This is a genomic window from Pseudomonas sp. 9_2_1, assembly GCF_059295275.1.
The window spans coordinates 4,717,287-4,731,367 of the sequence record NZ_CM181239.1 but is presented as its reverse complement, the minus strand read 5'-3'; the positions used below and the strand labels follow the sequence as shown (position 1 = coordinate 4,731,367).

Annotated in this window: 15 protein-coding genes; 11 read left to right on the top strand and 4 right to left on the bottom strand. The window is 63.6% G+C overall.

Features of this window, described 5'->3' with window-relative positions; translation table 11 throughout:
* The first annotated feature begins 11 nt into the window (after window positions 1-11).
* Window positions 12-1,502, top strand: a complete 1,491-nt coding sequence (locus AC5O5I_RS21430; protein ID WP_494511524.1) for an aldehyde dehydrogenase — start codon at window positions 12-14, stop codon at window positions 1,500-1,502.
* A 189-nt stretch (window positions 1,503-1,691) separates the two neighbouring features.
* Here AC5O5I_RS21430 and AC5O5I_RS21425 read toward each other — a convergent pair whose 3' ends face one another.
* A complete protein-coding gene (locus AC5O5I_RS21425; RefSeq protein ID WP_172229342.1) occupies window positions 1,692-2,162 on the bottom strand; it encodes an RNA methyltransferase in 471 nt (156 codons plus the stop codon).
* A gap of 71 nt (window positions 2,163-2,233) precedes the next feature.
* A complete protein-coding gene (locus AC5O5I_RS21420) occupies window positions 2,234-2,605 on the bottom strand; it encodes a YajD family HNH nuclease (RefSeq protein ID WP_172229340.1) in 372 nt (123 codons plus the stop codon).
* A 132-nt stretch (window positions 2,606-2,737) separates the two neighbouring features.
* On the opposite strand from AC5O5I_RS21420, the gene AC5O5I_RS21415 reads away from it, so the two are divergent.
* Window positions 2,738-3,016 (top strand): hypothetical protein, encoded by a 279-nt coding sequence (locus AC5O5I_RS21415; RefSeq protein WP_172229338.1) that lies wholly within the window; start codon window positions 2,738-2,740, stop codon window positions 3,014-3,016.
* Between the two features lie 139 nt (window positions 3,017-3,155).
* Here the strand turns inward: AC5O5I_RS21415 and AC5O5I_RS21410 are convergent, their stop codons facing one another.
* Window positions 3,156-5,198 (bottom strand): S9 family peptidase, encoded by a 2,043-nt coding sequence (locus tag AC5O5I_RS21410; RefSeq protein WP_494511523.1) that lies wholly within the window; start codon window positions 5,196-5,198, stop codon window positions 3,156-3,158.
* A 120-nt stretch (window positions 5,199-5,318) separates the two neighbouring features.
* On the opposite strand from AC5O5I_RS21410, the gene AC5O5I_RS21405 reads away from it, so the two are divergent.
* From AC5O5I_RS21405 to AC5O5I_RS21385, 5 genes are all read left to right on the top strand, one after another.
* Window positions 5,319-5,816, top strand: coding sequence for an MFS transporter (locus AC5O5I_RS21405; protein WP_172229334.1), 498 nt, complete (start codon window positions 5,319-5,321; stop codon window positions 5,814-5,816).
* A 13-nt stretch (window positions 5,817-5,829) separates the two neighbouring features.
* Window positions 5,830-6,603 carry a class II glutamine amidotransferase gene (locus AC5O5I_RS21400; RefSeq protein WP_172229332.1) on the top strand — a complete coding sequence of 258 codons (774 nt, stop codon included), beginning with the start codon at window positions 5,830-5,832 and terminating at the stop codon, window positions 6,601-6,603.
* Window positions 6,604-6,612: 9 nt separating this feature from the next.
* Window positions 6,613-7,134, top strand: coding sequence for a DUF2937 family protein (locus AC5O5I_RS21395; RefSeq protein ID WP_494511522.1), 522 nt, complete (start codon window positions 6,613-6,615; stop codon window positions 7,132-7,134).
* 329 nt (window positions 7,135-7,463) lie between these two features.
* Entirely contained in the window at window positions 7,464-8,459 is a 996-nt protein-coding gene (locus AC5O5I_RS21390; RefSeq protein WP_494511521.1) for an IS110 family RNA-guided transposase, read from the top strand.
* A 171-nt stretch (window positions 8,460-8,630) separates the two neighbouring features.
* Window positions 8,631-9,086, top strand: coding sequence for an REP-associated tyrosine transposase (locus AC5O5I_RS21385; protein WP_494511520.1), 456 nt, complete (start codon window positions 8,631-8,633; stop codon window positions 9,084-9,086).
* 129 nt (window positions 9,087-9,215) lie between these two features.
* Here AC5O5I_RS21385 and AC5O5I_RS21380 read toward each other — a convergent pair whose 3' ends face one another.
* Entirely contained in the window at window positions 9,216-10,130 is a 915-nt protein-coding gene (locus tag AC5O5I_RS21380; RefSeq protein ID WP_172229328.1) for a LysR family transcriptional regulator, read from the bottom strand.
* Between the two features lie 129 nt (window positions 10,131-10,259).
* On the opposite strand from AC5O5I_RS21380, the gene AC5O5I_RS21375 reads away from it, so the two are divergent.
* From AC5O5I_RS21375 to AC5O5I_RS21360, 4 genes are read left to right on the top strand one after another with little or no spacing between them, the layout of a single operon-like run.
* Window positions 10,260-11,546, top strand: a complete 1,287-nt coding sequence (locus tag AC5O5I_RS21375; RefSeq protein WP_494511519.1) for an MFS transporter — start codon at window positions 10,260-10,262, stop codon at window positions 11,544-11,546.
* A gap of 9 nt (window positions 11,547-11,555) precedes the next feature.
* Window positions 11,556-12,338 (top strand): 5-oxoprolinase subunit PxpA, encoded by a 783-nt coding sequence (locus tag AC5O5I_RS21370; RefSeq protein WP_172285692.1) that lies wholly within the window; start codon window positions 11,556-11,558, stop codon window positions 12,336-12,338.
* Window positions 12,335-13,021, top strand: coding sequence for a 5-oxoprolinase subunit PxpB (gene pxpB / locus AC5O5I_RS21365; RefSeq protein ID WP_494511518.1), 687 nt, complete (start codon window positions 12,335-12,337; stop codon window positions 13,019-13,021). Before AC5O5I_RS21370 ends, pxpB begins: the two co-directional genes overlap by 4 nt.
* Window positions 13,018-13,935 (top strand): 5-oxoprolinase subunit C family protein, encoded by a 918-nt coding sequence (locus AC5O5I_RS21360; RefSeq protein WP_172285695.1) that lies wholly within the window; start codon window positions 13,018-13,020, stop codon window positions 13,933-13,935. The genes pxpB and AC5O5I_RS21360 overlap by 4 nt, the downstream gene beginning before the upstream one ends.
* Window positions 13,936-14,081 lie beyond the last annotated feature (146 nt).

Here is a 14,081-nt window from a genome sequence, read left to right as displayed (position 1 = left end):
GAGCCGGGACCATGGCTGATTTGCTGAGCAAGGAACAATACGCGGCCATTGCCGCCGAACTGCAGCTGCGCACCCAGGCGTTCATCGACGGTGAATTCCGCGACGCCATTTCGGGCCGCACCTTCGTCACCACCAACCCGGCTACCGGCAAGCAGCTGGCAGAAGTCGCCGCCTGTGACGTGCAGGATGTCGACGTTGCCGTGGCTGCCGCCAAGCGCGTGTTCGAGGAAGGCACCTGGTCGAAGATGCAGCCGAACGACCGCAAGCACGTGCTGCAGAAGTTCGCCCAGCTGCTGGAAGACAACGCCCACGAGCTGGCGGTGCTGGAAGCGCTGGACAGCGGCAAGCCGGTCAGCGAGTGCCAGAACGTCGACGTGCCGGAAACCATCCACACCATTCGCTGGCACGCCGAGCTGATCGACAAGATCTACGACGCCACTGCCCCGACCGGCAACGCTGCCGTGACCATGGTGGTGCGTGAAGCCATCGGCGTGGTCGGCCTGGTGCTGCCGTGGAACTTCCCGCTGCTGATGCTGGCCTGGAAAATCGCCCCGTCGCTGGCCGCCGGTTGCTCGATCGTGGTCAAGCCCGCCAAGGAAACCACCCTCAGCGCCCTGCGCGTGGCCGAGCTGGCCCATGAGGCTGGCATCCCGGCCGGTGTGTTCAACCTGGTGCCTGGCGGTGGCCGTGAAGTGGGCGAAGCCATTGGCCGCCACATGGACATCCCGATGGTCAGCTTCACCGGCTCCACCGATACCGGCCGCCTTTTCCTGAAGTACGCTGCCGAGTCCAACCTCAAGCGCATCGTTCTGGAGCTGGGTGGCAAGAACCCGGCCGTGGTCATGAACGACTGCGAAGACCTGAACGAAGTGGCCGAATTTGTCACTGCCGGTGCGTTCTGGAACATGGGCGAAAACTGCTCTGCATCGTCGCGCCTGATCGTCCACAAGGACGTCAAGGACGAGCTGCTGAGCCTGATCGGCAAGCACCTGAAGGACTGGAAGCTGGGCGACCCGCTCGACCCGGACAACCGCCTGGGCGCCATGGTCAGCAAGTCGCACTTCGAGAAGGTCAAGTCGTACCTGGAATACGCGGCCGAGCACAAGCTTGACGTCGTTCAAGGTGGCGAAGCGGAACAGGGCGTGTTCATTCAGCCGACCATCGTCGACAACGTTGGCCGTGACAACAAGCTGTTCATCGAGGAAATCTTTGGCCCGGTGCTGAGCGTGACCAGCTTCGAGACCATCGACGAGGCGATCGAACTGGCCAACGATACCGTCTACGGCCTGGCTGCCTCGGCCTACACCGGCAGCCTGCGCAATGCGCTGCGCCTGTCGCGTGAAATCCGCGCGGGCGTGGTCACGGTCAACTGCTTCGGCGAAGGTGATGTCACCACGCCGTTCGGTGGCTACAAAGAGTCTGGTTTCGGTGGGCGCGACAAGTCGATCTGGGCCCACGACCAGTACACGGAGCTGAAGACCATCTGGATCAACGCTTCGTGATCCGAGCAAGACCGGTGCTGTTCTGACGGAGCTCAGCACCTGGCCGCTTTTGTGGTGGCTGTGCGGGCCTCATCGCCGGCAAGCCAGCTTTCACAGGTACCCGCAGTCTTCACGGCCTGCGCACTTCCTGTGGGAGCTGGCTTGCCGGCGATGAGGCCGGTACAGGCACTGCAAGTGCGGCCTTTTTCCTTACTTGAACTTGGGCCCCGAACGGGTATTCAACCCTTTGGCCAAACGGTCATACAGCACCACATTCACCGTCGCCGCCAGGTTCATGCAACCTTCGGTCGGGATATAGATGGTCTCTTCACACCACGCCCGCACATCCTCGCTCAACGAACCATCCTCCGGCCCGAAGATATAGATGGCCCGGTCCGGGTGAGTGTATTCGGGCAGCGGCCGCGCGCCCTCCACCAGCTCTACCGCTACCGGTGTGCACCCCAGCGGGATGATGCGCTGCAGGTCGTCGATGCCGATCAGGGGAATGTCGTAGTGCACGCGCTTGGTGTCGGTGACGAAGTCACGGGCGCGTTCGTAGCGTTTGCCGGTATAGAACACCGAATTGACGCCATAGCAGCCGGCGGCGCGCATCACCGAGCCGACGTTTTCGGCAGACTTGGGGTTGAACAGGCCGATGCAGCTGTATCGTTTGTTTGCCACGTACCGGGGCCCTTCGCGAAAAAAGCGCGATTATACGGGCTGCCCGGTAGCAGCGGGGGGCGAATCGATGGTCAGTCTTTCTTCATCATCCCGGCCAGCGCGGCAAACGGGTTGTGGGTGGCCTTGGCAATGCTCGGGGTGCTGAGCGAGCCATCGCTGAAGTACTGCTGGTCGGTGTAGCGCGAGTGCTCGTTGTCGTGGCAGTACAGGCACAGCAGCTCCCAGTTGGAGCCGTCCTGCGGGTTGTTGTCGTGGTTGTGGTCACGGTGGTGCACGGTCAGCTCGCTCAGGCGCTTGCCGGCGAATTCACGGGCACAGCGGCCGCAGACGTGCGGGTACATTCTCAGGGCCTTGTCGCGGTAGCCCATTTCCTTGTCGCGCTTGGCATCGGCCAGGATGCGGTCCAGGCGCGCGGTGGCGGCGGCGGAAGAGGTGGCGCTCATGGTGTTTCCTTTGTTCTGATCAGGCAGATGACGGTTATGGCATTGAGTCTAGCGCGCTTGCCGGGCAGGCGGACAGGCGAAAGCTTCGATTTAGGCGTAGCCTGTAGGAAGGTTCCCGACAGGAGGTTGCTGATGTTTCACGCGATCCTCGCCGCGCTGGTTGTGGCTGGCCTGCCCTTGGCTGAAGCCGCCAGTACACCCCCCCGGCTGACCACGCCGGTGCCGGGTGCACCGGGTACGCCAACGCCCACGCCTTACCCGCAGATAACCCCGAGCACACCGCCCAAGGCCTATGACAGCCAGCCGGGGGCACCGTTGTTGCCGCCGATGCCGGTGCCCGGGCCGCCTAAGGACCAGCCATTGCCGGGGATCCGGCCAGAGCCTGCGAAGCCGGCGGGGCAGGATGATTGAACAACTCCGGTCGACACCAGCCCCCTGTGGGAGCGGGTTCACCCGCGAACACGGGCGAAGCCCGTGCCATCCTCCGCGGACCCTTTTTCGCGGGTAAACCCGCTCCCACAGGGACGGCGCACGGGCTCAACTGTAAATTTTACACCACACCCAGCTCGCCAAACACGAACGCATACTCCAGGGCCACATCCTTCAACCCCTGATACCGCCCGCTCATTCCGCCATGCCCGGCGCCCATCTCGGTCTTGAGCAGCAGCAGGTTGCTGTCGGTCTTGCGCGTGCGTAGCCGTGCCACCCACTTGGCCGCTTCCCAGTACTGCACGCGGCTGTCGTTGTAACCCGCCACCACCAGCATCGCCGGGTAGGCCTGCGCCTTCACGTTTTCATAGGGGGCGTAGGCCTTGATTCGCTCGTATACCTGCGGCTCTTGAGGGTTGCCCCATTCGTCGTACTCGGTCACGGTCAGCGGCAGCTCGGGGTCGAGCATGGTGTTGAGCACGTCGACGAACGGTACTTCGGCAATCGCACAACGGAACAGCTCGGGACGCAGGTTCAGCACCGCGCCGATCAGCAGGCCCCCGGCGCTGCCGCCACTGATGGCCAGGCGTTCGGCAGCGGTCACGCCTTCGGCGATCAGGTGCTCGGCGCAGGCAATGAAGTCGCTGAAGGTGTTGTGCTTGTGCTCCTGCTTGCCAGCGCGGTACCACGCCTCGCCCAGTTCGCCGCCGCCGCGCACATGGGCGATGGCAAAGGCCACGCCGCGTTCCAGCAGGCTCAGGCGGGCATGCGAGAACCACGGGTCCAGGCTCTCGCCGTAGGCACCGTAGCCATACAGGTAAAGCGGCACGGTCTGGCCAAGGTCCTGGCGGCGGCGCACCAGGCTGATCGGCACCTGGGTACCGTCCGCCGCAGTGGCCCACAGGCGCTCGCTGACATAGTCATCGGCATCGAATGCACCTAGCACCGGGGTTTGCTTGAGCACAGCCTGCTCGCCGCTGGCGAGTTCCAGCTGGCGTACCTGCGCCGGGCGGTTGAGTGCCTCGTAGCGCAGGCGGATGCGCGTGCTGGCGAACTCCAGGCTGTCCTGCACGTACAGGCTGTAGGCGGCGTCTGGTAGCTCGACGCGGTAGGCCGGCAGGCCCTGCGGGCGCACGTCGATGATCGGCAGGCCGCCCTCGCGCAGGCTCAGGGTCAGGGCGCCGGCATTCAGGCTGAGGCCTTCGAGCATGATCGCGTCGCGGTGCGGCACCAACACCTGCCATTGCTCACGGCGTGGTACCGGCGAGACCTGGGCGTGGTACAAGGCGAAGTTGATGCCGTCCTGGTTGGTGCGGATGAACCAGCGCCACTCGCCATCGAGCTGGCCGTGGTCGGGGAAGTATTCGTGGCCTTCGACCCGCGGCGCCAGGCAGGTGAACGGCGCCTGCGCGGTTTCGGCGTCCAGCACCCAGGCCTCGCTGGTGGTCTTGCTGTTCAGCAGCAAGACCAGCTGGCGTTCGGAGCTGGTGCGGTAGCAGTGCAGGAAGAAGCGCCCGTCAGGCTCTTCGAACACGGTTTGGGCGTTGTCGCTGCCCAGCGTGTGGCGACGCAGGCGCCAGGGCCGGTGGGTGTCGTCCAGCTCGGCGAAAAACAGTGTCTGGCTGTCGTTGGCCCAGGTCAGGCTGCCGTCGCAGTCGTCGAAGGGCAGGGTGGTGACGCTGCCGCTGGCCAGGTCCTTGACGTACAGGGTGTAGATTTCATCGCCACTGGTGTCGAGGCTGTAGGCCAGCAGGCGATGGTCGGGGCTGACATTGAACGCGCCCAGCGACAGGAAGCCGCCGTTGGCCAGGGCATTGGGGTCGAGCAGCAGTTGCTCGCGGCTTTCATCGACGGTGTTCGAATCGTCGGCCGGGCGCGGGCAGCGGTAGTGGCGCGGGTACTCGTCACCCGCGGTGGTGCGGGTGTAGTACAGGTAGGGGCCCCACGGTGCCGGCAGCGACAGGTCGGTTTCGAGGATGCGGCCTTTGATTTCTTCGAACAATTGCTCGCGCAAGGACGCCTGCTCGGCCAGGCAGGCCTCCTGGTAGGCGTTTTCGGCCTGCAGGTAGGCGAGCACCTCGGGCGTGTCGCGCTGTTGCAGCCAGGCATAGGGGTCGGCGGCCTGGGCCTGGTGGGCGATTGGGGGTTGGGGCTTGGTTGGCATTGAGGATCTCTTGATTGGGGTTGCCTGTGCCGGCCGCTTCGCTGCGGTACAGGCAAACACTGTGTGCGCCCGGAAAAGTGTTTATCATAGGCATCTCTTTGCCTGGCTTGCACGAACACCATGACCGAGAACGACTACACCCTCGCCTGGGGCCTCTATGCTGTCGCCGCCCTGGGCTGCCTGCTGGTTGGCTTCAAGCTCACCGGCTGGATGTGGCGCTGGCTGCGCGAACCGCTGCGGGTGGTACTGGCCGTGCTGCTGCTGACCCCGACCATCGTCGACCCGGTGAAGGAAAGCTTCGCCCCGGCCATCGCCATCACTGCTTTGGATGTCGCCTTCAAGGTTGGCAACAACGCCTGGCGCGCCGTTTCCGACTTCGCCATGTACGGTTTGATCGCGTTCGGCCTGTATCTGCTTTTCGTATTGCTGCGCTGGCCGCTGGAAAAGCGCGCCCGCGAGCGCCGCGCCCAGGCCGAAGCCGCCGCCCAGCGCGAGGTGGCCGAGGATGACCAGCTCGGCACCCAGGCCCCGCTGGCCGCCGAGCGCCACGACCGTTACCGTGACAACCCGCCCCCAGCCGCCCCGCGCGGCGGTGGCCGGGTCGAGCCCCGTCTGTAAGCGGAGACACGCCATGTGCGAACTGCTGGGCATGAGTGCCAACGTCCCGACCGACATCGTCTTCAGTTTCACCGGGCTGATGCAGCGCGGTGGCCGTACCGGTCCGCACCGTGACGGCTGGGGCATCGGCTTCTATGAAGGCCGTGGCCTGCGCCTGTTCCAGGACCCGGCGGCGAGCAGCGAGTCGGAAGTGGCCAACCTGGTGCAGCGTTACCCGATAAAAAGCCAAGTGGTCATCGGCCATATCCGCCAGGCCAACGTCGGCAAGGTCTGCCTGTCCAACACCCACCCCTTCGTGCGGGAAATGTGGGGCCGCAACTGGTGCTTCGCGCACAACGGCCAGTTGGGCGACTTCAAGGGCGAGGTCAGCTTCTACCGGCCGGTGGGCGACACCGACAGCGAAGCTGCCTTCTGCGACCTGCTCAACCGCATCCGCAGCGCCTTCCCCGAACCCGTACCGGTGGAACAGTTGCTACCGGTGCTGGTCGAAGCCTGTGCCGGCTACCGTGGCCGGGGCGTGTTCAACTGCATGCTCAGCGATGGCGACTGGCTGTTCTGCTTCTGCTCGACCAAGCTGGTGCACATCACCCGACGTGCACCGTTTGGCGCAGCGCGGTTGAAGGATGTCGACCTGATCGTCGATTTCCATACCGAAACCACCCCCAATGACGTGGTCACGGTGATCGCCACCGAGGCCCTGACCGAGAACGAGACCTGGCAGCGCTACGAGCCGGGTCAATGGGCCTTGTGGCGGCACGGCGAGTGCACAGCGCACGGCCAGAGCTAAGGACGCTGCATGTTCAGAAGTTACCTGCGGTTGCTGCTGTTCACCTTCGGCCTGCTGGCCGGTATCCAGGTCCCGGGGTTGGTCAAGGACTACAGCCAGCGCGTCGAAGCGCACCTGTTCGAGTCGCGCGAAGCGCTGGATGGCTTCCGCCAGACCGCCGAACGCTTCTTCGACGGCGACCTGCAGGCGCTGCTGCGGCATTACCGCAGCAGCGACGACCCGGTGTTCAACAGTGATGCCAACAGCATCGAAAGCCTGATGATCCGCAACGAACTGCTGGAAAACGAATGGCAGGCGCTGCAAGGGCCCTGGGCACAGCGGACCTGGCATGTGCTGGTGCAGGCCGACCCGCAGTTGCGTGAAGAAACGCTCAATAGCTACAGCTACCAGATTCTGCTGGTGCCCGAGGCGGTTGGCTGGGGGATTGGTGCAGGGTTTGTTCTGGCGTTCCTGGTCGAGAGCCTGTTGCTGGGGATTGGCTGGGTGATCCTTGGCGGGCGGCGTGGGGCGGTCAAAGAGAGCTGGCGCTGACGTTCGCCTTGAGCAATACAGTGCTTGGGATATCGAGCGCCGCCCGCGCGGCGCATCGCGGATGAATCCGCTCCTTGTATGTTGTGTCTGACCCTGACGAGAGAGGTTATTCTGGTCAGGTTCGAGAAGCACTTCCGGGGAGACCGATCGCTCCTGAAGGCAGGCTTGCCCTGACCTTGTATGTAGAGAGGTCCCCCGCCTCATTGCCCACTACGAAGAGTATCGAGAAGCCGACTAGTCGGACTTCGCATTACAAGGTTGCAGCGGCATGAATTTCGAGGTCGGGGAACCGGAGGCCATTGTTACCTAACTCACATGCGGTGGGAAGAATGAGTGTCTGTGTTGGCGTGGATATCGGTTCGCGTACTTCGATTGCTGGGGTGCGTAAAGATGGGCGCCCTGTCGGGCAATGGGACATCGCCCAGACACCCGCTGGCCGCAAGGCAGCGGTGAAAAAACTGCAGGCCCTCAAACCCAGGACGATCGTGATGGAGGCCACGGGGATCTATTATTTGGACCTCGCGCTTGAGCTGCATGCGGCCGACCTTCCTGTTTCAGTCATCAACCCCAAAAGTTTCCATAACTTCGCCAAGCTCATGCTGGTCAACAGCAAGACTGATGCAATAGATGCTCAGTTGCTAGCCGAGTACGGCGAGCGTATGACGCCGCGCTTGTGGACACCGCCAAGCCCTGTACAGCTTGAGCTCAGGGCCCTCGGTCGGCACATCAATCGGCTGGTAGGACACCGCACCAGGGCGAAAAATGAGCTGCATGCACTGCAGGCGACCGCTACGACCATTTCTATTTTGATCGAGGATCAGGAGGAGGCGATTGCCACCCTGGACACTCGCATTGAGCGCTTTCGTAAAGCAGGACGCGAACTGATCGCCCAATGTCCAACCCTCACCCAGCAATACAAGCAACTACTCGCAGGCCCCGGAATAGGAGAAGTTACGGCACTTGCAGCTTTGGCTGAATTGACCACACTGCCTGAACTGCTCAAGTCCTCTCAGGTAGCACGCCATGCGGGGCTGGATGTTCGACAGACACAATCTGGAACAAGCATCGACAAGCCAGGCCGGCTCGGTAAGAGTGGGAATGCGTATCTACGCGCAGCCATGTATATGCCAGCGTTGACTGCGGTGCGCTGTGACCCTTATGCAAAGGCCTTTTACGAGTCGCTGATCGGTAGAGGCAAGAAAAAAATGCAAGCTATCGCCGCTGTCATGCGCAAATACCTGACAGGTATCTGGGCATGCATGCGCGGGGATGTGCCATTTGATACGGCCAAGCTTTTCAGCTCTGAACACCTCAGAAAAGCTTGACCGCCAACAGAGTATCTACATTTGTTGCAACGTGCCTAACCTGTTGCGCCATGGTCGCCTGCTTTGGCGCATGACATGAACTCGGGACACATTTGCAAACCATATCGTCCGAGCACCAATTGCAGGCAATTCTAGGCTGAAACGTGAATCGACAATTCATGGATGACCGTCATGCTCAGCCCGAAAGGCTGCCTGCTGCGCCGCGGTAGGTGCTCAGAACCCGGCAGGCTCTATATGCTCACTACAGTCACTCAGAACCGCCACCCGTTGTTCGACAATTTCCAGCGCGCCCGCATCGTGATTCGCCATCTGCGCATGGCAGAGCAGGAGAACAGCTGCCATTCACTGGCCTGGGTTGTCATGCCTGACCATGTACATTGGCTGATCGAGCTGAAAGAAATAACTCTGAGCACACTGATGCGTCGCTTCAAAGCGAGGTCAAGCCACTGCTTGCGAAAGTCTGGAGCCCTCACGGTCCCCGTCTGGCAAGCCGGTTATCACGACCGCGCTCTGCGCAGGGAAGAAGATGCAGTCAAGGCCGCCAGGTACATCATTGCCAACCCATTAAGAGCAGGATTGGTGACCAGAATCGGTGACTATCCCCATTGGGATGCGATCTGGATCTGATCCCAAAGACTGACAACCATGGCCTGACAGGTGCGGCACGTTGCAACAAATGTAGGGGCGGATTCATCCGCGATGCGCCGCGCGGGCGGCGCTCGATCTCACAGGCGCGGAAAACCTAGCGGCGAACAGCTACGAAGCCAACACAATCCGTCGCCCCCCCACATCCCGCGCATACCGCTCCAGCACCTGCCGGCAGACCCCGACCACCTCATCCACCAGCGCCACCCCGGTTTGCCAGGCCACCACCAGCTCCAGGCTCGGCGGGGGTTGCAGCCCCGTCAGTAACACCAGCTCACCCCGGCCCAGCTCACCGTCCACCAGCGCCGGCGGCAGCGCACCAATGCCAAACCCGTCGCGCAGCAGCCGCGTAATCGCCGCTACGGAATTCACGCAGTTCAGTCGCGGCGCCTCGGCCCCCGCGCCCTGCAGCAGGCTCAGCACCTCCTGGTGCGGCCGAGAGTTCTTCGAGAAGGTGATGATGCGCTCACGGCCAAGCTCGGCCAGCGATGCATAGTCGCGGTGCTGGTGCGAACCGGCCGCCACCACCCAGCCCATCGGGTAACGTGCCAGGTCCAGGCTGCGGATCGACTGCTCGCGCAGCAGGTCGGTCTGCAGGATCACATCGAGAAAGCCCTTTTGCAGCTGCTCGCGCAGGTTCAGCGCAGTGTCGGCCACCAGTTCGATCTCCACCTGCGGGTAGCGCTCGGTCAGCTCGGCCACCAGCGCGCTCATCCAGGTGTGGATCACCGTGTCCATCACCCCGATGCGGATGCGTCCAAGCTTGGCCCGGTCACTGTCCAGCGACTGCTTCATGGCTTTGGCGGTTTCCAGCATGCGCTCGGCATATTCCAGCACCTTGCCGCCCTCCGGGGTCAGGCTGACGCCGCGGGAATCGCGCAGCAGCAGCTTCACGCCCAGGTCAGCCTCCAGCGCGGCGATGCGGCTGGACACCGAGGCCTGGGTGGTGAACAGCTTTTCTGCGGTCAGGCGGAAGCTCTTGAGCCGGGCGACCCAGACGAAGGTTTCGAGGAAGCGAAGGTTCATGATCAGTTTTTCTTGTTCCAGACCGGCGGTTTTTCTCGTTGGACGCAGGCGACACGGCCTCTGAACAATGACGCCCAGGCCGCGACCCTCAAGTCGCCTATAAAACAATACCAACAAGCCGAGGCAAGCATGAACCCCACCGGCGTGCAGCAGCAGGTCAGTTCCCCCTCTTCGTCCGGGCCATTCGCCTGGTATCGCGATATCGACTCACAACAACGGCGCACCTTCTGGAGCTGCAAGATCGGCTATGGCCTGGACGGCATGGACACGCAGATGCTCAGCTTCGTCATCCCCACGCTGATCATGCTGTGGGGCATCACCACCACCGAGGCCGGGTTGATCCACACCAGCATGCTGATCGCCTCGGCCGTGGGTGGCTGGGTGGCAGGCATTCTTTCCGACCGTATCGGCCGGGTGCGTACCCTGCAGTTGACGGTACTGTGGTTCGCCTTTTTCACCTTCCTTTGCGGCTTTGCGCAAAACTACGAACAATTGCTGATCGCCCGTACCCTGATGGGTTTCGGCTTTGGCGGTGAGTGGACCGCCGGTGCGGTGCTGATCGGCGAAGTCATCCGTGCCCAGGACCGCGGCAAGGCGGTCGGGATGGTGCAGTCCGGCTGGGCGCTTGGCTGGGGCCTTACCGCCATCCTCTATGCGCTGCTGTTCTCCTGGCTGCCGGCCGAGCAGGCCTGGCGTGCACTGTTCCTGCTGGGATTGGTGCCGGCGATCTTCGTCATCTTCGTTCGCCGGCTGGTCAAAGACCCGGAGGTGTACCGCGAGGCCAAGGCGGTGGAAAACGCCGAGGCACCTTCGCACTTCTACGAAATTTTCGCCCCCGGCATGCTGTGGACCACCGTGCGTGCGTCGCTGCTGACCACCGGCGCGCTGGGCGGCTACTACGCCATCACCTCGTGGCTGCCTACCTTCCTCAAGAACGAGCGCGGCCTGAGCGTGCTGGGCACGGGCGGCTACCTGGCCATGGTGATCGTCGGCTCGTACATCGGCTATGTGGTCAGCGCTTATCTGTCCGACCTGCTGGGGCGCAAGAAGAATTTCATCCTGTTTGCCGTGGGCTCGTTCGTCATCGTGCTGCTGTACACGCAGATGGCAGTCAGCGATGGGGTCATGCTGTGGCTGGGTTTCCCGCTGGGCTTCTTCGCCTCGGGGATCTTCAGCGGCATGGGGGCGTTCCTGACTGAACTGTTCCCCACCCGCATTCGCGGTTCGGGGCAGGGCTTCTGCTACAACATCGGCAAGGTCATCGCGGCACTGTTCCCGCTGATGATCGGCATGCTGGGCCAGAAAGTCCCGTTGGGCCTGGGCATTGGCGTGTTCTCGGCCGTGTCCTACGGCGTGGTGATCGTGGCCGCGCTGAGCTTGCCGGAAACACGCGGCAAACAGCTACAGGCGCGGTAAGGTAGGCATATGGACAACAAAAACAACGGAGGCCGCGCGGTGGAACGCCTGCTACTCAATTGCGACATGGGCGAGAGTTTCGGCAGCTGGCGCATGGGCCTGGATGCCGAAGTGATGCCTTACATCGATTGCGCCAACATCGCCTGCGGCTACCACGCCGGCGACCCAGGCATCATGCGCCGCACCGTCGCCCTGGCGCTGGAGCATGGGGTGCGCATCGGTGCGCACCCGGCCTACCCGGACCTGGCCGGTTTCGGCCGCCGCTCCATGGCCTGCAGCAACGAGGAAATCCGCGACATGCTGCACTACCAGATCGGCGCCCTGGACGGCATCTGCAAGGTGCTGGGCGGCCGCGTAGCCTATGTGAAACCCCATGGCGCGTTGTACAACGACATGATGGCCGACCCGCTCAAGCTGCGTACCGTGCTGGAGGCCGTGGCGGCCTACGACAGCACCTTGCCGCTGATGCTCATGGCCACGGCCGACAACCGCGCGGCCCAGGCCTTGGGCGACGAGATCGGCGTGCCACTGTGGTTCGAGGCCTTCGCCGACCGCGCCTACACCGCCAGTGGTCACCTGCGGTCGCGGCGCCTGCCTGGTGCTGTACACCACGACCCGGCGCTTGTGGTGGAGCAGGCCGTGCGCCTGGCCCGGGGCGACACGCTGGTGGCGGACGACGGCAGTGCACTGAAGCTGGTGGCCAGCACCCTGTGCGTGCATGGCGACAACGACAGTTCGGTGGCGGCTGTGCGGCAGATTCGCCTGGCCCTCGATGCACTGGAGCCACGATGAACCCACGCGTTGAAGTAGTGGCCTTCGATAGCCTGATGGTGCGCCTGTTCGAGCGTATCGACGAGGCCAACATGCCCTGGATGCTTGCCGCCAGCCAACGCTTGAGCGTGGCGTTCGGTGAACATTTGCTGGATCTGGTGCCGTCCTATACCACGCTGATGGTGCAATTCGACCTGCCGCCGGGCGAGGCGAGGGCATTGATCAAGCAAGCGCTGGACGGTTTGCGGCCAGACGCCGGCAGTGGCGGTCGCCGTCACGAAATCCCAGTGTGGTACCACGCCAGTGTCGGCCCTGAGCTTCCCGTGCTGGCAGCCCGCAGCGGCCTGAGCGAAGCCGAGGTGATCCGCTTGCACGGCGAGCGCGATTATCCGGTGTTCGCCCTGGGCTTCGCCCCGGGTTTCGGCTTCATGGGCCTGGTCGACGAACGCCTGGCCAGCCCGCGCCTGAGCACCCCACGCAAGCGAGTGGCGGCGGGCAGTGTCGGCATTGCCGAACGCCAGACAGCAGCCTATCCGGCGGTGTCGCCAGGCGGCTGGAACCTGATCGGGCGCACGCCCGTGCGCCTTTTCGACCGCGAACGTGAGGGCTACAGCCTGCTGCAGCCGGGGGACCGGGTGCGCTTTGTGGCGGTATCGAAGGCCGATTTCGTCGCCTTGGGCGGCGATGTGGAGGCGCAGGCATGAAGCAGTTGAGGATCGAAACCAGCACCGCGTTGTGCCAGTTGCAGGACGCCGGGCGCTTTGGCGTGCGCCACCTGGGCGTGACCCAGGGCGGGGCGCTGGACTGGGTGGCGATGCACTGGGCCAACTGGCTGCTGGGCAACCCGTTGGGAGCACCGGTGGTCGAGGTGACGCTGGGTGGTTTCTGCGTGGTGGCCGAGCAGGATTGCGTGCTGGCGCTGGCCGGTGCCGATCTGGATGCACGGGTCGAAGAGCAGCCGATCGCACCCTGGCGCAGCTTTGCCTTGGCCAAGGGGCAGCGTTTGACCCTGAAACAGCCGAAACGGGGTGTGCGTGCGTACCTGGCGGCGCCTGGCGGGTTCCAGGGCGAGGCGGTGCTGGGCAGTTGTGCCACCGTTGTGCGGGAGCAGCTGGGCGGGGTTGATGGTCAAGGTTCGGCGCTTGGCGAAGGCCAGGTGCTGGCGTTCGCAGATGCCGCGGTCAGCCTGCGCGAGGTGCCTGAGGCGCTGCGCCCGCGTCATCAGCCCAAGCCTGTGCTCGACCTGGTGATGGGCGCGCAGATCGGCGATTTCAGCGGTACCAGCCTGTTCGAAGCGTTCAACCGCGAGTGGACGCTGGACAGCCGCGCCGACCGCATGGGCATTCGCTTGCTGGGGCCGCAGTTGGTCTACCAAGGGGCGCCGATGATTTCCGAAGGCATTCCGCTGGGGGCGGTGCAGGTGCCGCCGGATGGGCAGCCGATCGTGTTGCTCAATGACCGGCAGACCATCGGCGGCTACCCGCGGCTGGGGGCGTTGACGCCGCTGGCGCTGGCGCAACTGGCGCAGTGCATGCCGGGGGCTTCTGTGCGGTTCAGGGCGGTGGTGCAGGACGAGGCCTGGCGGGAGCAGCAGCTTTATCTGGGGCGTTGGGTGTAAGGCTGCTGGCCTGTTTGCGGGCTCCTAGAGGGGTTACATAGGGAGCGGCGCATCCCTCCCTTTTTACGTTTTTTAAAGGCAGTACCTGATAATTTTGTCAGTTGTGGCGCGACCGCTGTTCGCCTAGGGTGAAGAGAGTGTCTTAT

Coding starts and splice junctions, on each gene's coding strand:
- AC5O5I_RS21430 (WP_494511524.1), top strand. CDS start 12: ATGGCTGATTTGCTGAGCAAGGAACAATACGCGGCCATTGCCGCCGAA.
- AC5O5I_RS21420 (WP_172229340.1), bottom strand. CDS start 2,605: ATGAGCGCCACCTCTTCCGCCGCCGCCACCGCGCGCCTGGACCGCATC.
- AC5O5I_RS21415 (WP_172229338.1), top strand. CDS start 2,738: ATGTTTCACGCGATCCTCGCCGCGCTGGTTGTGGCTGGCCTGCCCTTG.
- AC5O5I_RS21410 (WP_494511523.1), bottom strand. CDS start 5,198: ATGCCAACCAAGCCCCAACCCCCAATCGCCCACCAGGCCCAGGCCGCC.
- AC5O5I_RS21405 (WP_172229334.1), top strand. CDS start 5,319: ATGACCGAGAACGACTACACCCTCGCCTGGGGCCTCTATGCTGTCGCC.
- AC5O5I_RS21400 (WP_172229332.1), top strand. CDS start 5,830: ATGTGCGAACTGCTGGGCATGAGTGCCAACGTCCCGACCGACATCGTC.
- AC5O5I_RS21395 (WP_494511522.1), top strand. CDS start 6,613: ATGTTCAGAAGTTACCTGCGGTTGCTGCTGTTCACCTTCGGCCTGCTG.
- AC5O5I_RS21390 (WP_494511521.1), top strand. CDS start 7,464: ATGAGTGTCTGTGTTGGCGTGGATATCGGTTCGCGTACTTCGATTGCT.
- AC5O5I_RS21385 (WP_494511520.1), top strand. CDS start 8,631: ATGCTCAGCCCGAAAGGCTGCCTGCTGCGCCGCGGTAGGTGCTCAGAA.
- AC5O5I_RS21380 (WP_172229328.1), bottom strand. CDS start 10,130: ATGAACCTTCGCTTCCTCGAAACCTTCGTCTGGGTCGCCCGGCTCAAG.
- AC5O5I_RS21375 (WP_494511519.1), top strand. CDS start 10,260: ATGAACCCCACCGGCGTGCAGCAGCAGGTCAGTTCCCCCTCTTCGTCC.
- AC5O5I_RS21370 (WP_172285692.1), top strand. CDS start 11,556: ATGGACAACAAAAACAACGGAGGCCGCGCGGTGGAACGCCTGCTACTC.
- pxpB (WP_494511518.1), top strand. CDS start 12,335: ATGAACCCACGCGTTGAAGTAGTGGCCTTCGATAGCCTGATGGTGCGC.
- AC5O5I_RS21360 (WP_172285695.1), top strand. CDS start 13,018: ATGAAGCAGTTGAGGATCGAAACCAGCACCGCGTTGTGCCAGTTGCAG.